General features: G+C 63.6%; 13 protein-coding genes and 1 pseudogene. 9 read left to right on the forward strand and 5 right to left on the reverse strand.

Annotated features, from left to right (window positions below; translation table 11 throughout):
• Window positions 1-15: 15 nt before the first annotated feature.
• On the reverse strand, window positions 16-1,260 hold the full coding sequence (locus V6657_RS18275; RefSeq protein ID WP_137884950.1) for an AI-2E family transporter: 1,245 nt from the start codon (window positions 1,258-1,260) through the stop codon (window positions 16-18).
• A 567-nt stretch (window positions 1,261-1,827) separates the two neighbouring features.
• Between V6657_RS18275 and V6657_RS18280 the strand changes: the two genes are divergently transcribed.
• The 6 genes and pseudogenes from V6657_RS18280 to V6657_RS18305 form a co-directional block, all read left to right on the forward strand.
• Window positions 1,828-3,354 (forward strand): NAD(P)/FAD-dependent oxidoreductase, encoded by a 1,527-nt coding sequence (locus V6657_RS18280; protein WP_048935499.1) that lies wholly within the window; start codon window positions 1,828-1,830, stop codon window positions 3,352-3,354.
• Window positions 3,355-3,356: 2 nt separating this feature from the next.
• The gene (locus V6657_RS18285) at window positions 3,357-4,313 is read left to right on the forward strand and encodes an alpha/beta hydrolase (protein ID WP_048935500.1); all 957 of its coding nucleotides are present in this window, start codon (window positions 3,357-3,359) and stop codon (window positions 4,311-4,313) included.
• A 108-nt stretch (window positions 4,314-4,421) separates the two neighbouring features.
• Window positions 4,422-5,843 (forward strand): coniferyl aldehyde dehydrogenase, encoded by a 1,422-nt coding sequence (locus V6657_RS18290; RefSeq protein ID WP_048935501.1) that lies wholly within the window; start codon window positions 4,422-4,424, stop codon window positions 5,841-5,843.
• 30 nt (window positions 5,844-5,873) lie between these two features.
• Complete coding sequence (locus V6657_RS18295) at window positions 5,874-7,556, forward strand: choline dehydrogenase (protein WP_048935502.1); 1,683 nt, start codon at window positions 5,874-5,876, stop codon at window positions 7,554-7,556.
• 23 nt (window positions 7,557-7,579) lie between these two features.
• The gene (locus V6657_RS18300) at window positions 7,580-8,296 is read left to right on the forward strand and encodes a hypothetical protein (RefSeq protein WP_048935503.1); all 717 of its coding nucleotides are present in this window, start codon (window positions 7,580-7,582) and stop codon (window positions 8,294-8,296) included.
• A 39-nt stretch (window positions 8,297-8,335) separates the two neighbouring features.
• Window positions 8,336-8,935: pseudogene (locus V6657_RS18305) on the forward strand (AMP-binding protein); the annotation flags it as partial.
• Between the two features lie 302 nt (window positions 8,936-9,237).
• Here the strand turns inward: V6657_RS18305 and V6657_RS18310 are convergent.
• Together V6657_RS18310 and V6657_RS18315 are read right to left on the reverse strand one after the other, a co-directional pair.
• A complete protein-coding gene (locus V6657_RS18310; protein WP_048935504.1) occupies window positions 9,238-9,789 on the reverse strand; it encodes a hypothetical protein in 552 nt (183 codons plus the stop codon).
• Window positions 9,790-9,831: 42 nt separating this feature from the next.
• The gene (locus V6657_RS18315) at window positions 9,832-11,244 is read right to left on the reverse strand and encodes a TolC family protein (RefSeq protein ID WP_082170295.1); all 1,413 of its coding nucleotides are present in this window, start codon (window positions 11,242-11,244) and stop codon (window positions 9,832-9,834) included.
• Between the two features lie 79 nt (window positions 11,245-11,323).
• Here V6657_RS18315 and V6657_RS18320 point away from each other — a divergent pair, with 79 nt between their 5' ends.
• From V6657_RS18320 to V6657_RS18330, 3 genes are read left to right on the forward strand one after another with little or no spacing between them, the layout of a single operon-like run.
• Window positions 11,324-11,881: a TetR/AcrR family transcriptional regulator gene (locus tag V6657_RS18320; protein WP_048935505.1), complete on the forward strand. Its 558-nt coding sequence runs from the start codon at window positions 11,324-11,326 to the stop codon at window positions 11,879-11,881.
• A gap of 35 nt (window positions 11,882-11,916) precedes the next feature.
• A complete protein-coding gene (locus tag V6657_RS18325) occupies window positions 11,917-13,059 on the forward strand; it encodes an efflux RND transporter periplasmic adaptor subunit (protein WP_048935506.1) in 1,143 nt (380 codons plus the stop codon).
• Window positions 13,056-16,163 carry an efflux RND transporter permease subunit gene (locus tag V6657_RS18330; protein ID WP_048935507.1) on the forward strand — a complete coding sequence of 1,036 codons (3,108 nt, stop codon included), beginning with the start codon at window positions 13,056-13,058 and terminating at the stop codon, window positions 16,161-16,163. The genes V6657_RS18325 and V6657_RS18330 overlap by 4 nt, the downstream gene beginning before the upstream one ends.
• Before the next feature lie 109 nt (window positions 16,164-16,272).
• Here the strand turns inward: V6657_RS18330 and V6657_RS18335 are convergent, their stop codons facing one another.
• Entirely contained in the window at window positions 16,273-16,986 is a 714-nt protein-coding gene (locus V6657_RS18335; protein ID WP_248694776.1) for a TetR/AcrR family transcriptional regulator, read from the reverse strand.
• A 19-nt stretch (window positions 16,987-17,005) separates the two neighbouring features.
• Entirely contained in the window at window positions 17,006-17,695 is a 690-nt protein-coding gene (locus V6657_RS18340) for a hypothetical protein (RefSeq protein ID WP_048935509.1), read from the reverse strand.
• Between the last annotated feature and the right edge of the window lie 24 nt (window positions 17,696-17,719).

Raw genomic sequence — 17,719 nt, forward strand, 5'->3', positions numbered from 1 at the left:
GTGCGAGGGTGGCACCTACAGAGTCACGCGTGGGTAGCGCGCCCCCTTTCCCTTGGAGCGACCCCCGCTGCCAAGTAGGGTACCTATCGGGTGCAGCGGCTGCACATGATCACATACCACCTTAACCATAGCGGTCAATGCTGTGCTCAAAAGCAGACCCCAAATACCCCATAGCCAGCCCCACAGTAGCAGCCCGATATAGACCACACACGGATCCAGTTGAGCTGCTCTGCTCTGCAACCACGTCGTTAGTATTGTTCCAACCAAGGTTGCGATCAGCAGAGCGGCTCCTGCAACCATCAGGGCGGTGGACCAGCTATCAAACTGCAGAAACGCACCGACTGAACTAGCCAGCACTAGCGCAACCGATCCGAGATACGGCACGAAATGCAACACGGTTGCGGCCACGCCCCAAGCGGCTGCGTCGTCGACACCCAGCAAGGCGAACGTAATACCAATCAACACCCCCAGTGTCACGTTTGTGGAAAACACCACCAGAAGCGAGGCCTGAATCTGCGTGTTGATCAGAACCAACATGCGGGCCACTCGTTTTCTCTCGCCAATGGTTGAGCTCGACATAAGAATCACTTTGCCTTTGAGCGCATGTCCCGAAACCAACAGGAAGTACACCAGGAAAGAAACAACGACGAGCTGCACGAAAAATGCGAACACGCTTGCCGAACCTGTCCAGACAAATTTGCTTAGGATGAACGTCGGATCGCCGCTTGCTGGCAACGCGGAAGATAGATCCACTGCCTTCGCAGGCTTCGGGCGCACGCTGGCGGACGTATGCTGTGCGCCGTCGAGGACGTGTTCAACCGCAGCCGTCATTCGGCGGAACTTGTCCAGCACCCCGCCAACGTCAGCACGCATCGCCTCCGCCGACTGCGCCAGCCGCTCGACCGCAGCGGGTGCACGGGCTGCCATGTTGGTTACGCTACTCTGCATTGCGGACGTCAGCAGACCGCCTGCCAACCAGAGTCCGACGACAACAAAGCCCGCCGCTAGTGCACGCGGCACATGCCTTCGCCTCTGCAGCGCCACCAACGGATGAAGCACGATCGCCAAGACTGCGCCGATAGCAAGCGGGACGAGAAACGTTCGCGCCCATTGCAAGAAGAACAGCATGCCGACCACTGCCACGAACAGTGCGGCGAAATGCTGTACGGGCTCTTGCACGCCCAGTAGGCCCCTGCTTCTAGGAGTATTGCGGGTGTCGCTGGAGGTACGCGATGTCGCATAGTCGAAAGGCTCTTGCATAGCGTTTGGCGAGTGTGACACTGACCGTACGCAAATGCCGTGCCGTCGTCATTCGCGCGTGCGGCCGGAAGGGGCAAATCCATCGCATCTACGCGTTGCCTAGTCCAACTCGTAACGTTCCAGGACAGCGATTGCGCCCACTGCCGCCACTACGGGGCGACCCGTCACCTAGCCAGTGGCCACGTTCAACTGATCGACCTCCTCCAGCAACGCCGCTCGTTACGGGTGGGGCTGGATTCTGCGGCATGGCGGCGCCGTTCGCTGGCGCATGTCCTCCACACACAGACTAGACGGCATGCACATCGTTTGCGCCCGATCGGCTGGGTGTTTTCCCTACCCTACGCCGTCTTGAATCTAGGCCAACTCAACGCTAATATTTGGCCGTTAGAACGTTAACTGTAGGCCGATAATACGTACTTTGGGGTGCCGTTTCTTTGGGCAGGACCTTCGTATGGCAGCGATGCGGGGGTTCGGAGCGCAGCCCGAAAACCCCGGGTCGGACCACAGCGCTGCCAGCCAAAATGCTCCCCACCCCCTGGGCACCTCGACCCACTCTGGAGACACGCTGTGACCGTACATCACCTTCCGCCCACAGAGCATGTGGATGTCCTCATCGTAGGCGCCGGCCTGTCTGGCATCGGTGTTGCGCGCTACCTGGAGACGGATCGCCCGGGCACGTCGTACGTCATCCTGGAATCGCGCACTGTCACCGGCGGCACGTGGGACCTGTTCCGCTATCCCGGCATCCGCTCCGACTCTGACATGCACACCTACGGCTACGAGTTCAAGCCGTGGCCGTACAAGAAGTCGATTGCCGGGGCGGCCGATATCTTGTCGTACCTGCGCGAGACCGCCGCCGAGTACGGAATCAATCGCCATATCCGCCTGCAGCACAAGGTGATTCAAGCATCGTGGTCCAGCGCGCAAGCCCTGTGGACGGTTGAAGTCGAACGCACAGACACGGGCGAGCGCAAAACGATGCTGGCCAAATGGCTGTTCAGCGCCGCCGGCTACTTCCACCACGATGAGGGCTTCACCCCGAAGCTGGAAGGCATTGAACGCTTCCAGGGCCAGGTGATCCACCCCCAGCATTGGCCGGATAATCTCGACTACACCGGCAAGCGTGTCGTGGTGGTCGGCAGCGGTGCCACCGCCGTCACGCTGTTGCCAGCCATGGCAGACAAGGCCAAGCATGTGACGATGCTCCAGCGCACGCCCACCTATGTCTGGAGCCTGCCCTCGGAAGACATCATCGCCAACACGCTGCGCAAGGTGATGCCGCACGCGTGGGCCTACTCGCTCGTGCGCCGCAAGAACATCGCCATTTCGCGCGGCATGTGGTACCTGTGCAAGAAGCGGCCAAAATTCGCGCGGCGCCTCATCCGCTTCCTCAACAAGCGCCAGTTGCCCAAGGGCTATCCGATCGACGTGCACTTCAACCCGCCCTACGACCCGTGGGATCAGCGTTTGTGCGCAGTGCCCGATGGCGATCTGTTCAAGGCCATCCGCCAAGGCCAGGCGTCTGTGGTGACAGACCACATCAAGACATTCACGGAAACCGGCATCCTGCTGGAATCGGGGCAAGAGTTGCCCGCCGATATCGTGGTGACAGCCACCGGGCTCAACATTCGCCTGTTCGGCGGCATCAAGCTGACGGTCGACGGCGAGCCCGTCGATCTGCACAGCACGGTGACCTTCAAGGGCATGATGCTCAGCGGCGTGCCGAACTACGTCTTCTCCATCGGATACACGAACTCGTCGTGGACGCTCAAGCTGGGGCTGCTGGCGCAACACTTCTGTCGCATGCTCGACCACATGGACAGCACCGGCGCCGAGATCTGCGTGCCGGAGACCCCGGACGCCGACATGCCCAAGCTTCCGCTGCTCAAACTCGGCTCCGGCTACGTCAAGCGCGCCGTCCAGAGCATGCCATGCCAGGGCGTGGAATCGCCCTGGATCATGTCAGAGGACTACAACCTCGACGTCGCCAACCTGCGGGACAGCCCGGTCGAAAGCCCCTTCCTGCGTTTTGAGCACGCCCATCAAGCGAGCAGTACGGTGCGCTCGCAGGCCCGGCAAGCGGTGGGAGCCTGATCATGTCGATCCACGCCATGGATGAAGCGCGCGATCAATTCTGCGACGCGCCGACCGGTGTCCGCCTGTGCTATCGCACGTACGGCCCCGAGAGCGGAGAGCCCCTGCTGCTGATCGCGGGCCTGAGCCTGCAACTGACGTCATGGCCCACGAACATGATCGACAGCCTGGTGCAACGCGGCTTTCGCGTCATCGTCTTCGACAACCGCGACGTCGGCCGCTCCTCGCGCTTCCCGCAGAAGCCGCCCGGCTTGCTGCGGCAAATCCTGTGGTTGCCGAAGCCTTCGGCCTATAGCCTCGAAGACATGGCCGCCGACACGGTTGGCCTGCTCGACCATCTGCGTGTGGCGCGCGCCCATATCGTGGGGATGTCGATGGGCGGCATGATCGCGCAGATCATCGCCGGCCGCCATCCGCAGCGCACGCTGTCGCTCACCTCGATCTTCTCGAGCACCGGCTCGCGAAAGGTCGGCCAACTGGCCATGTCCAGCATGCTGATGCTAATCAAGCCGCCCGCACGCACGCGCGACGAAGCCGTGCAGCGTTACAGCGAGGCCATGGCCCACATCGGCACGCAAACGTACCCCGTGAACGACGCCGCGCGACGCGCCTACGCCGCCGACGCGTGGGACCGCGGCCAGCAGGCGAAGGATGCCGAAGGCATGGCACGCCAGCTCGAGGCCATCATGAAGTCGGGCGACAGAACGGCAGACGTCTGCCGTATCCAGGTACCGACGCTGGTGGTGCATGGCGATCGGGATCTGATGGTGGCACCCAGCGGCGGCACCGCGACTGCGGCTGCCATCCCCAATGCGGAGATGGTCACCATCCGCGGGATGGGCCACGACCTCTCTGAGGGCGTCGTGCCGCTGCTGGTCGACCTGATCGCCGGACATGCGAGACGCAACACGACAGGCTCCGCCGCCGAACAAACGAGCGCCAGCCGGCAGTCCGCCTGAGGTCGCTTCGGCGTGTCCGACCAACTCGTCGGCACGCCATCCATGCATTACCAAAACAAAAAATAGCCGTTGCTGCGATCTCTCAATCGAGAACGCATAGGAGACACCATGCTGCAAGGCTCCCCAACCGAGCTCGTGGCCAGCTTTGAACGCCAGCGCCAGGCTTTTGCGCTGGACCCCGCCCCGACACTCGCCACGCGCCTATCGCGTCTCGATCGACTCGCGGCCTGGCTCGACTCGCACGAGCCGGACATCGTGCGCGCCATCGACGCCGACTTTCAAGGCCGCTCGGCGCACGAAACCCGGCTTGCCGAGGTGTTTGTCGTGCGCGCGGGCATCCGTCATGCGCGGCGCCACCTGAAGCAGTGGATGCGCACGCAACGCGTGCCGACCGCATTGCACTTCCGCCCCGGCTACAACCGGCTCATGCCGCAGCCGCTGGGCGTGGTGGGCATCATCGCGCCGTGGAACTATCCGCTGCAGCTGTCGTTGGGGCCCGCGCTTGCCGCGCTTGCGGCCGGCAACCGGGTGCTGATCAAGCCGTCGGAGCTCACGCCTCGGCTGTCGGCGTTGCTCGCCTCGATGGCGCGCGAGATATTCAACCCGGATGAGCTCGATGTCGCCATCGGCGATGTCGAACTCGGCAAGGCCTTCGCCAGCCTGCCGTTCGATCACCTGTTCTTCACGGGTTCCACCCAGGTCGGGCGTGACGTGGCGCAAGCGGCGGCGGCCAACCTGACGCCAGTGACGCTGGAACTCGGCGGCAAATCGCCGGCTATTCTGGATGTGTCGTGCAATGTCGCGGTTGCGGCGCAACGCATCGCGTTCGGCAAGCTGCTGAACGCAGGGCAAACCTGCGTCGCGCCGGATTACCTGCTCGTGCCTGCGGGCACCGCTGAAAAGATCGCCTCGCATTTGGTGCAGGCCATCGCAAAGCTGTATCCGAGGCTCGCGGCCAACCCCGACTACACCGCCGTCATCAGCGAACGCCATCGTGCGCGCCTGGCAGAGATGGTCGGCGAAGCGCGCGCAGCAGGCGCTCGCGTGATTGAAGTCAACCCGGCTGGCGAAGCGTTCAATACGGCATCACGCAAGTTCCCGCCCACGCTCGTGATTGGCGCACCCGCCAGCACGCGGCTCATGCGTGAAGAGATCTTTGGCCCCGTGCTGCCCATTGTCGAATATGCAAATCTCGACGACGCGCTGGCGTACGTCCAGCGCAACGCACGCCCGCTCGCGCTGTATTGGTTTGGTGACGATGCATCGCGCTGCAACCGCGCACTGCGCGAAACCGTATCGGGCGGTGTGACGATCAACGATTGCCTGTGGCATCTGGCACAGGAGAGCCAACCTTTTGGCGGCGTCGGCCCCAGCGGAATGGGCGCTTACCACGGCAAGTGGGGCTTCGACACCTTCAGCAAGCGCAAGCCGGTCTTCCGTCAGGCTCGCCTGAACGGTACGGGGCTGTTCCACCCGCCCTATGGCCACACCTTCAACTGGCTGCTGCGCGTGCTGTCGCGCATTGCCTGATCCCGTGCGTTGCTTGTCGAGAGAAACATCATGAATCAACAGTTCGATTACATCATCGTCGGCGGCGGCTCGGGCGGCTGCGTGGTTGCGGGCCGGTTGTCCGAAGACCCGAACGTCTCGGTCTGCGTGCTCGAAGCAGGCGGCCATGGCGACGGCATGGTGGTCAAGGTGCCGACGGGCTCGGTCGCCATGCTGCCGACCAAAATCAATAACTGGGCCTTCGATACCGTGCCGCAGGCGGGGCTGAACGGGCGCATCGGCTACCAGCCGCGCGGCAAGGCGCTGGGGGGCTCGTCCGCCATCAACGCGATGGTCTACATTCGCGGGCACCGCAGCGATTACGACCACTGGGCGTCGCTGGGCAACAGCGGCTGGTCGTATGACGACGTACTGCCCTACTTCCGCCTCAGCGAGCACAACGAGCGCTTCGACAACGCCTGGCACGGCCGCAACGGCCCGCTCAATGTCAGCGACCTGCGCAGCGACAACCCCTTCCAGGCACGCTATCTGGAAGCCGCTCGCCAGGCCGGCCTGCCACTCACCGACGACTTCAACGGCCCCCAGCAGGAAGGCATCGGCATCTACCAGGTCACGCAGAAGCAGGGCGAACGCTGGAGCGCGGCGCGTGCCTATCTGCACCCGCACATCGGCCGACGCGCCAACCTTACCGTCGAAACGCACGCGCAAGTCCGTCGCATCCTGTTCGAAGGCAGGCGCGCCGTTGGCGTGGAGGTGCTGCAGAACGGCACGGTACGCACACTGCGCGCGCGACGCGAAGTGGTGCTGGCTGCCGGGGCGCTGCAGACGCCGCAGCTGCTGATGCTGTCCGGCGTGGGGCCGGCACAGGAACTTGCACGCGTTGGCATCCAGACCGTGCGGCATCTGCCGGGCGTGGGACGCAATCTGCAGGATCACCCCGACTTCGTCTTCGGTTACCGCTCCGGCAGTCTCGACACGCTGGGCGTCTCGCTGCGCGGCAGTATGCGCATGCTGAGCGAGATCCTGCGCTTCCGCCGCGAGCGGCGCGGCATGCTGACGACGAACTTCGCCGAAGGTGGCGGCTTCCTGAAGACGCGCCCCGAGCTTGAGGCACCCGACATCCAGCTGCATTTCGTGGTGGCGATGGTGGACAACCACGCGCGCCGCCTGCGCCTGGGCCATGGGTTCTCGTGCCACGTCTGCCTGCTGCGTCCGCGCAGCCGGGGCGCGGTCACGCTGCGCAGTAACGATCCGCTCGCCGCACCGCTCATCGACCCCGCCTTCTTCGATGACCCACGCGATGTCGAAGACATGGTGGCCGGCTTCAAGATCACGCGCGGGCTCATGCAAACGCCCGCACTGGCCAAGTGGGCCACGCGCGACCTCTTCACCTCACACGTGAAGACCGACGACGACATCCGCGCCATCCTGCGGCAGCGCACCGATACCGTCTATCACCCCGTCGGCACCTGCCGCATGGGCCAGGACGAGATGGCCGTGGTCGACCCGCAGCTGCGCGTGCACGGCCTGGATGGGCTGCGTGTTGTCGATGCATCGATCATGCCGACCCTGATCGGCGGCAACACCAATGCGCCCACCATCATGATCGGTGAGAAGGCCGTCGATCTGATCCGCGGTGTCAGCCGTGTCACGCCTGACATGCGCAAGGAGGCGGAAGCCGCCACCGCGCAGCCCGCGACCCCTCACCAAGAAACCCGTCATGCAACCACCTGAGGCACCCCTGGAGATTGATGCATATGAACTCGTATAACGTAGCCAGGTTCACAGCCTGGAACGCCATCCTGGGCGGCCTCGCGGCTTGCGCCACCCTTGCCCTTTCGGTGGTCGTCACCGGCGGCGACATTGAAATGGTGCCCCACGGCTCGGCGATGCTGGCGTTGCCGGCCGAAGGGCGTGACCTGTTCCGCTGGTGGATGCTGGCCGACGTGCTGGGCTTCTATCTGCCGTTCGTGGCCATCGGCGGCTACTTCGTTCACACGTTCCGTGAAGAGCTTGGGGCGCTGCGCGAGATGATCGCCATTGCTGTTGCGGTCTATATCGTCTGCGGCATCGCCGGGGCGGTGCTCCAGTTGTCGACCATCCATCCGCTCGCCCATGTGTATGCCAGCGGGGACGAAGGTGCGAAGGTTGCAGCTGGCGCCGTGTGGACCGCCATTGCCAATGCCACGCAAAACGGGTTCTGGTGGGTGGAAGGCCCGCTCGTGTTCTTCTGGACATCGATTGCCGCCAGACTGCTCAAGAAGGCGGGTTGGCACGGATCGTTCCTTCTCCATATCGTCGGTTGGGGCTTCGGCGTCTTTTTCGTGTTCGGCTTCTTCCCTAGCCTTGCTGCAGTCACGGATGCGGGCGAAACCGTCGGCGTCCTGGCCCTGCCGCTCTGGATGCTGACATTCGGCTGGCAACTGCTGCGTCGCGCGCCCGCGCTTGCAGTACCGACTGCCCGCCCGGCTTAATGCCTTGTCGACACCCCACGTGAAGTCTGGAATCGAAACATGCCCACGGAAACCTCTCCGCATTGGCCAGCGCATCTGCCTCGTCATCTGACACTGCCGGCGACCAATCTGTACTTCAACGCAGAGGTTTCGGCGGCCCGCTATCCGGACAAGCCGTTCATCGTCTTCTACGACACGCCCATCACGTTTGCGGAGTTCAAGGACGAGACCGAGCGGATTGCCGGCTATCTGCAGCAACGCTGCGGCGTGAAGGCCGGAGACCGCGTGTTGCTGTACATGCAGAACAGCCCGCAATGGATGCTCGCCTACTACGGCATCCTGCGCGCCAACGCCGTCGTCGTGCCCGTCAACCCGATGAACATGACGGATGAGTTGCGCCACTACGTCGAGGACAGCGGCGCGCGCACGGCCTTCGTCGCGCAGAATCTGTACGAACGAATCGCGCCGCTCATGGGCGATGCCGACGGGCAGCTTGCGCACACCATCGTCGCGACGTACAGCGATTACCTGAAGCAGCCATCCAGCATCACGCCGCCGGCGTTCGTCAGCGCGCCACGCCATATCGACGGTGGTGACCGCATTGGCGTCACGCATTGGAGCGACGTGCTGGATGCGCGTGTTGCGCCGGGGCCGCTGACCGTGTTCACTCTCCCCAGCAAGTTGCTGCTGCTCGTTGTGTACGGCACCGCAGTCTGCAGTTACCTCACGGCGCTGCCGGTATCGCCGGACATCATCCATGGGGTGCGCATCGTGGCGGCGGTACTGCTGGGCGTGCATGTGCTTGAGGTGCTCATCTGCTTCAGACAGGTGGCCCTGCACAAGGGGCCGCTGTTCGATAGCGTGCTGCTGACGCTGCTTTTCGGTGTCCTGCACTGGAAGCCGATGGATGATGCTGCGCGCTGATCGCGGAGTGCCCCCGACAGCAAACATCGATCGGTGGCTCAGATAGCGGCCTCAAAAAACGACAGCCCCGCCATGACAACCCCGACCACCAGCAGTACGGTCGGGGTGCGCGTATTGGCATCGAAACCAGGGTGCCGTGCCACACGCGCTTCCAACGCCTGATTCACCGACTGCAGGATCTGACGCTCGTCCGCATCGACCTTGTCGAAGATGTTCGTCAACGCGTTGTCCGTATCCGGAAACGGATCGCGCAGGAGCAGCGCCGCATCGGCACTGGCGCGCTGCAGGCTCGCGGCGGACAGCAGCGCCGATACCACCATGGAAGCAAGCGCGGCCATCGCAAAGCCCACACGCACCATGCCTCCAGGCGCGTGAAGGTCGACGCTGCCAAAGCGCAGGATCGACGCATACAGCGTGATCAATCCTGCCAGTGCCCCAAGCGACAGCGTGAACATCATGCGCAGATGGCTCGTGAGCAGCAGTCTTGCGCCCTCGATATGTTCCAGGTGGATCTTCACGAACGTATCGATCGCGAAGCGGCAGGCTTCAAAACGGAGTCGCCGGTCTTCCGACGCTTGTGCCTGGCTCATGCGCGACCTCCTGAATGGCTAAATAGCTGTCTCATAGTCATATCAAACCGCGCCGGCAAACACGCGACGAAGGCCTACGGCAGCCGCCCAACGCGCGCCTTCTGCCTGGCTGACGGCATCCTGCGCGCGCAGGTAGCTGCGCCGTGCATCCAATACCGAGCTCACATCTGTCAGGCCGGCGTCGAACAGCCGTTCCGCGCGCTGTGCCGCAGTTTCGCCAGCAGCCTGCGCCTGCTGCCACTTGGCCAAAGAGGCTTCTGAGGTGGACCACTGTGCCAAGGCCACCTCGACGTCTGACAATGCGGCCAGCATGGCTTTTTCGTATTCGGCCATCGCTTCGTTTGCCTTGGCCTCGTTGACCGCAATGTTGGCGCGGATACGCCCGCCATCCAGGATCGGCAACGTCAGCGAGACGCCATAACCCAATACCACCTGCGGAGACGCCGATTGGCCAACGATCGCCGTCCGTTCACGCGTGTTGGCCCACTCGATCTGCAGCCGTGGGTAGACCTCACGACGTGCCACGCCCACACGTGCCAGGGCAGCATCCAGCGCGCGAGCTTGGCGCAAGACATCCGGGCGGCGCTCCAGCAGTTCGCCAGGCAGCAAGGTGGCCGGCGCCTGCGGTGCGGTGGCGCTCGCTTGCAAGTTCAACGCCGGCGCCTCACTCACGCCGAGCAGCACCGCCAGTTGACGATGACGTATCCGCCGCGAGCCATCCAACTGCTCGGTAACGGCTTGCTCCTGCGCCAGCTCTGCCTGCCAGCGGTCCACATCGACCGACGTGGCCTGCCCCGCGTCGAACTTTCGGCGAACCACTTCGACCTGGCGCTGCGCAACGGCAATCGCCTGACGGTTCAACGCCACGCGGTGCGCAAGTGTCTGCAGCTCGAAGTAGGCGGTTGCCACATCGGCCGCCAGCGCGATCTGGGTTGCGCGTAACGCCTGGGAGGCGGCTTGCGCGTCCGCCTCGGCCGCATCGATCGCCAAAGCCCCTCGGCCGAAGACGTCGATCTCCCAGCTCGCGCGCAGGCCGGCGAAGCTACGTTCAGCACGCGGATCGATGCCCGTCTCCCGGCCGCGTTGCGCCCCGGCTACAGCGCCAAGCTGCGGCCGGCGATCCGCCTGTGCCCCATCGGTCAGTGCGCGCGCCTGGGCCAGGCGTGCCGCTGCGATCTTCAGGTCTCGATTCGACTTCAGCGCGGTATCAATCAGCGCATCCAGTTCATTGCTACCGAAGTCGCGCCACCATTCCGCAGCCACGACGCCTTTGGTGCCAATTGCGCTCTCGCTCCATTGGCTGGGCACATTGACGGTGGTTGCCGCGGGCGCGGAGCCAGCTGGGGCCGTGGCGCAGCCGGCCAATCCAATCAGAGTAAGCACCGCGGCGCCAAGTAGCGTCTGGCGCGTGGTGCGGCGGAATACGGGGGCAGCGGACGAAATCAGGGGGTGCATGCGAAAGCTCCGGGCATTGACGAGTTGATTTCTTTAACTATACTATACGTATAGTAAAGTTCCAACATGAGGAGATCCCATGGCTGTACCCAACGAGTCCTCCAACTCTCGCGACAAAATTCTCGATGCCGCAGCAGACCTGATGGCCGAGCGCGGTGTGACCCAGCTGACCATCCAGGCGACGGCAGATGCCGTCGGCATCACCAAAGCCGGGCTGATCTATCACTTCAAGACACGTGACGATCTGCTCACTGCCCTGGTCGAGCGCATGGTGGCCGAGTTGGACGCACAGGTCGGCATACCAGCGCCGGACGATGCAGAGCCGATTTCGCTACGGGCAAAAATGGCCGAGCTGACAAGTTTCACCTTCGACATGCCTGCCAGCCAGAAAAAGCTCATGGCCAACATGTTGGCGGCGGCCTCGGCTCACCCTCACCTGCTACCGCCGGTCCAAGCGCTGTTTACCCGCAGCTATGAAGCCTTGGACCACGGCCCCCAGGCCGGTCTTGCGCAACTGCTGTCCGTAGCGCTGGACGGCCTGCTGCTGCTCGAACTCCTTCAACTGCACGCGTTCACCCCCGACCAGCGCGCCGCCATGCGCAAGACGGTGGAAGAACTGGCGCGCGGTCTGCCCTAACCCCTGCCCCATCGCTTCGATTCAAAGGTTGCCCCATGCGTACCCATTTCCAGCCCACCGTCGGCTTCACGGTCCTCGCGGCCGTGGCGTCAGCATTCGCCTTGAGCGCTTGCACCCCATCCGCCACACCGGTGGCCGCACCGCCCAAGCCGGTCAAAGTCGAGGTCGTCGGCGCAGTCCAGGCAAGAGCATCCGCCGACAGCTTCGTCGGCACGCTGCGGGCACGCCAGCGCAGTGACCTGGGCTTCGAGGCCGCCGGCCGAGTGGTCGCCATTCCCGTCGAGGTGGGTGACCGGGTGCGTGCGGGGCAGGTGCTCGCACGGCTGGACGAGTCTCCAGCCCGCTGGCGCCTGAACAAGGTTGAAGCCGACCGCGCAGCCGCAGCCGCAACCGCGGTAGAACGCCGTGCCCAATTGCAGCAGCAGGAGGCGCTGGCACGCGACAAGATCATTTCGCAGACGGCGCTGGAATCTGCACGGGCCGCCCACCAGCTTGCGCAAAGTCAGTTGGCAGCAGCCGATGCCGCACTCGCTACGGCCCGCCGAGATCTGGCGCTCACCCACATCACTGCCCCGTTTGACGGCGAAATCGTGGCACGTCTGACGCAGCCTTTCTCCGATGTTGCGCCGGGCCACGCCGTCCTGCAGATTCAGGCCGGCAACGCACTGGAGGTGGTTGCCATGCTGCCCGACAGCGTCGCCGCCACCCTCTCGTCCGGAGACAGCGCCCAGGGCAAGAGCGGCTCCGAGTCATTCCCGCTTGCGCTGGAACGACTTTCCGCCCGCAGCGACAACGGCTCGCTGGTGCAGGCAATCTTCCGAGTGCCGCAAAGTGCGGCAACCTCGAAACAGCTGCGCAGCGGCGGCGTCGTGTCGGTCGAGCTGCCTAACCGCAGCGCGCCCAACGCCATCACCGTGCCGGCGCCTGCCGTCATGTGGGGCGACAAGCCCGGCCAGGCTGCCGTCTTTGTGCTGGACCAGGCTGGCAAGCTGCAGCGTCGCCCGGTGCAAGCCGGCACCGCCGTACAGCGCGAGGGCCGCGTCACGGTTTCCCAGGGCCTGACGGCAGGCGACCGTGTGGTCGTGGCAGGTACCGCCTTCCTGCATGAAGGCCAGCTTGCCCAAGCGCATCCGACACAGACCCTGCTTCAAGGCGCAACGGAAGGGGTCGCGCAATGAAGCTCACCGAAAGCGCGTTCAACAGTACCCGCCTGACGTTTTTCGCCGCGCTGCTGATTCTGGTATCGGGTGTCGTTGCCTTCCTCAGCTTCCCATCGCAAGAGGAGCCCTCCACCACCGTCCGTGACGCGATCGTCATCGTGGCCAACCCTGGCCTGCCCGCAGAACGCATGGAGCAGTTGGTCGCACGTCCGCTGGAAGAGCGGCTACGCCAATTGCCCGAGCTCAAGCACGTGACCAGCACGGTGCGCCCCGGCACCGTCATCCTGCAGGTCAACCTGCGCGATGAGGTGCGCGATCTGATGCCGGTCTGGCAGCGCATGCGCGCCAAGATCGAAGAGGCTCGCCCACTGTTTCCCGCCGGCACGCTGCCGCCGCAGATCAACGACGACTTTGGCCGCGTGGCCATCGCCTCGATCGCCGTGACGGCACCGGGCTTCTCGATGAGCGAGATGCGCGAGCCGCTCAAACGCCTGCGTGAGGGCATCTACGCCATCAAGGGCGTACAGGGCGTGTCCTTCCACGGGCTGCAGGACGAACGGGTCTATATCGAATTCGACCGCACACGTCTCGCAGGCCTGGGCCTGGGCGCCAACGCCGTGCTGCAGCAACTGCACCAGCAGAACGTCGTGCTCTCGGGCGGGCAGGTCGTGCTCTCAGGGCTGAACAGTGCTGTGGTCGCATCAGGTGAAATCCGCTCGCTGGAGGCGCTGCGCGATTTCGTGCTGGCCGTGCCCGCCAGCGCTGGCACGGCGCCAGCCACCGTCCGCCTGGGTGACATCGCCCAGATCCGCGTGCTGCCGGCTGACCCACCGGAGTCTGCGGCCATCTATCGCGGCGATAACGCTGTGGTGCTGGGTGTGTCGATGCGCCCGGGCCAGAACATCAAGATGCTGGGCCAGGAGCTCAAGGAGCGCGTAGCCCAGTTGGAACAGCAGTTGCCTGCCGGTTTCTCGCTGGACTTCGTGACCTACCAGGCTGACGTGGTCGAGCGCGAGATGGGCAGTATGAACCGTGTGATGGCAGAAACCATCGTCATCGTGATGGCGGTGGTGGTGCTGTTCCTGGGCTGGCGCGCCGGCATTATCGTCGGCAGCATCGTGCCGCTCACGATTCTCGCCACGCTGCTGGTGATGCGCGCCTTGAGCATCGAACTGCATATCGTTTCCATGGCGGCCATCATCATCGCGCTCGGCCTGCTGGTGGACAACGGCATCGTGATTGCCGAAGACGTCGAGCGACGCCTGGCCATGGGCGAAGACCGCAGAACGGCCTGCATCCGCGCTGGGCAATCGCTGGGGATTCCGCTGCTGACCTCTTCGCTGGTCATCATCTTTGCCTTCTCGCCATTCTTCTTTGGCAATACCACGGTCAATGAATACCTGCGGCCGCTGGTGATCGTGGTGGCGCTGTCGCTGCTGAGCTCGTGGCTACTGTGCCTGACGGTGACGCCGCTGCTGTGCTACTTCTTCCTGAAACCCGGCCACCACAACGCCGACGAACCGCCGAAGGAGACCGGCTTCTACGCGGGCTATGCGCGCGTGATCCGCAAGGTGCTGGAGCACAAGGGCAAGATGCTGGCCGCGATGACGGTGCTGTTCATCGGCTCGATGGTGCTGCTCTCCCGCGTGCCGGCCGGGTTCCTGCCGCCGTCGGAACGCCCGCAATACCAGGTTGCCATTGAGCTGCAGCCGGGCAGCGATGCGCGACGCACGCAAACCGTGGTGCGCGACCTGAGCCTCTGGCTGAGCGACAAGAAAGCCAACCCCGAAGTCACGACCAGCATCGGTTACGTGGCAGATGGGGGCCCCCGCGTCGTACTGGTGCTCAGTCCGCCGTTGCCGGCCTCGCACGTCGGCTACTTCACGGTGAGCGTGCAGAGCGCGAAAGATGTTGCGCCCATGATCGAGCGCACACGCCAGTGGATGGCGCAGCGCTATCCCGATGTGCGCGTGGATGCCAAGCGCTTCTCACGCAGTGCAAACGATGCCGGCACGGTGGCCTACCGGATCAGCGGCCCGGACGAAACCGTACTGCGCGACATTGGCACCAAGATCGAAGGCGTACTGCGGCCGCTGCCTGGGATGGTGCAGGTGCGCAACGATTGGGGCCCGCGCGTGCCGCGTGTGGACGTGCAGATCGACCAGCGCAAGGCACGCCGCCTGGGCATCAGCAGCGAAGACATCGCCACCTCGCTCGGCGCCCGCTATACCGGCGTCGAGGTCTCCGTCCTGCGCGACGGCGACACGCTCGTGCCGCTGGTGGTGCGTGGCAGCGATGCCGAACGTGCCCGCCCTGAAGACTTGGCCAACACGCTGATCCACCCGGCCAGCGGCGCGGCCCCTGTGCCCCTGTCGGCACTGGCGAGTGTGTCGCTGTCTTCTGAGCCGTCGGCCATCCGCCGACGCGACCTGGTGCGCACGCTGACCGTGGAGGGCCGCAGCACGCAGGCCACCGCGCAACAGATCGTCGACCGTGCCGCGCCCGACATCGCAAAGATCGCGCTGCCCCCGGGCTACCGTATCGAGATGGGTGCCGAGATCGAGGAAGCCGCCGATTCCAACGCGTCGCTCAAGACCTACCTGCCGCTCGCGGTGGTGGCCATGCTGCTGCTGTTCGTCTGGCAGTTCAACTCGTTCCGCAAGCTGACGCTGATCGTGGGCATCATCCCGTTTGCGATGATCGGTGTGGCGCCGGCACTGCTGCTCGGCGGCGAGCCGTTGGGCTTCATGGCCAACTTCGGCATCCTGTCGTTGGGGGGCATCATCGTGAACAACGCGGTGCTGCTGCTCGAGCGCATCGAGGCCGAGTTGGCTGCTGGCAAGCCCAGGCGTGAAGCCGTGGTGTCGGCTGCCATGGCGCGGCTGCGGCCCATCGTGATGACCAAGCTGACGTGCGTGGCGGGTCTGATCCCCCTGCTGCTGTTTGGCGGCAGCCTGTGGGCGGGCATGGCACTCACCATCATCGGCGGGCTGCTGCTGGGTACGTTGATCACGCTGGGCCTGGTGCCTGTGCTGTACGAACTGCTGTTCGGCGGGCGGCTGGCGCGCTGGCTTGAACAACGTCGCAGCGGCGAGGCCTCCGGATCGATCGCACACTCCTGATGCAATGCGGGTCCTGATATGCAGGACCTGCACTGTGTCGATCTCTGAAAGCCAACGGGGTGGTCTGATAGGCCACCCCGTTGGCTTTTGGCACGTCGAAACTTCGCGGTTAGATGGCCGCGGGCTGGGCAGTCAGTGGCGGAGGCGCCGGAAGTGCTGCACCTGGAAAGGGATTGCGTAGCAGCCCATGCAACAGCAGCGATACCACATGCGTGATGAACACCTTCGGCTCCAGCGCCTTGGCTGCACAGATGCCGAAGGAGTGCTTCCACATCTTCAGAAACAGCATCGGTGCGACCAGAGCCAGCGTGGTCTGGTGCACATCGGTCTCTCGAAAATCACCCCGGGCCACGCCGCGCGCCAGGATGCGTGCAAACAGCCGATCGTAGCGCTCTATGACTTCCACGCTGTAGTACTGCAGAAGATCGGGGAAGTTGCCTGATTCGGCGATCAGCAGTTTGGTCAGCCCCGAGGCAGGGGATTCACCAATGCGCTCCCACCAGCCCATCAAGATCTCGTGCAGCAGCGCCTCGCTGGTGCCTTCGAAGGTATCAATAAAGACTTCGCCTTCAGCCAACACAGGCAGGAGGTTTTCCTGGATCACTGCCTTGAACAGATCTTCCTTGCCGGCGAAATACAGGTAGACCGTGCCCTTGGATACTCCAGCGGCTGCGGCGACATCTTCCAGCCGCGTGGCCGCATAGCCACGCACAACGAACAGGTCCAGCGCAGCGGAGACCAGCTCTTGCGGCCGGGCTTCCTTACGTCGCACCCAACGTTTAGCGGACGGCTCGCGGCTTTGATGCTTCACGGCAGAAGGAATGTCTACAAGAACGGCGTGATCACTGCGAAGTCCGTTCCAAGCCGCCAAGGGCATAACCCCGATTCAGGTTCCATTCCTGTGACTGCGCGCGCTCCAACGCGCAATAGGCGTAATAAAACACCACGGACTGATAAGCCCAGACAAGCATCGCAATCGTATAGAAAACCGCGTGATCATCGTCACCCGGTATATGGTAGAAGTCATAGATGCTGGCAATCGTCTGTGCGGCTACCAGCGCCAGGGTCACACCGACAGCGATTCGCTTCTCTCCGGCGCTCAACAATTTCTTGATCACGTAAGCGACGTAGACCGAGAACAAAGACCACATCACCAGATAGAAGTAAGGCTTTGGACCCACCATGAAATCTGCTGTCCATACCACCACGGTTGCCGCCAGCGCGCCCAACACATACATGACATCAGCGCCCATCGATGGCTTGTATCGATGCGTCACAGCCATCATGCCGGCGATCCCGATCACCGGTACACCGGCGGTTCTGGAAAATGCATCGCAAAAAAGCGAGATGTTCAAGAACATCTTTTCGCCGGTTAATGCATTGGTCAATAGGTTCGTCGCAGAGAACGCCACAACCAGCCACTCGAACCCGAGCAGGAAGTTGCGCTTCTTGAGAAGCTTGATCCCATAGATCAATGACGTCGTGATCAATGTGAAATCAGCGAGGCAATAAAGATAATATTTTGGTTCCATGATGCATTCCGGTGGTGTCAATGA

Source organism: Ralstonia sp. RRA (assembly GCF_037023145.1).
Lineage (GTDB): Bacteria > Pseudomonadota > Gammaproteobacteria > Burkholderiales > Burkholderiaceae > Ralstonia.

Bases quoted from the DNA above. Each gene is read 5' to 3' on its own strand.
- V6657_RS18275 (WP_137884950.1), bottom strand. From the start codon at position 1,260: ATGCAAGAGCCTTTCGACTATGCGACATCGCGTACCTCCAGCGACACC.
- V6657_RS18300 (WP_048935503.1), top strand. From the start codon at position 7,580: ATGAACTCGTATAACGTAGCCAGGTTCACAGCCTGGAACGCCATCCTG.
- V6657_RS18315 (WP_082170295.1), bottom strand. From the start codon at position 11,244: ATGCACCCCCTGATTTCGTCCGCTGCCCCCGTATTCCGCCGCACCACG.
- V6657_RS18325 (WP_048935506.1), top strand. From the start codon at position 11,917: ATGCGTACCCATTTCCAGCCCACCGTCGGCTTCACGGTCCTCGCGGCC.
- V6657_RS18295 (WP_048935502.1), top strand. From the start codon at position 5,874: ATGAATCAACAGTTCGATTACATCATCGTCGGCGGCGGCTCGGGCGGC.
- V6657_RS18330 (WP_048935507.1), top strand. From the start codon at position 13,056: ATGAAGCTCACCGAAAGCGCGTTCAACAGTACCCGCCTGACGTTTTTC.
- V6657_RS18310 (WP_048935504.1), bottom strand. From the start codon at position 9,789: ATGAGCCAGGCACAAGCGTCGGAAGACCGGCGACTCCGTTTTGAAGCC.
- V6657_RS18285 (WP_048935500.1), top strand. From the start codon at position 3,357: ATGTCGATCCACGCCATGGATGAAGCGCGCGATCAATTCTGCGACGCG.
- V6657_RS18340 (WP_048935509.1), bottom strand. From the start codon at position 17,695: ATGGAACCAAAATATTATCTTTATTGCCTCGCTGATTTCACATTGATC.
- V6657_RS18320 (WP_048935505.1), top strand. From the start codon at position 11,324: ATGGCTGTACCCAACGAGTCCTCCAACTCTCGCGACAAAATTCTCGAT.
- V6657_RS18290 (WP_048935501.1), top strand. From the start codon at position 4,422: ATGCTGCAAGGCTCCCCAACCGAGCTCGTGGCCAGCTTTGAACGCCAG.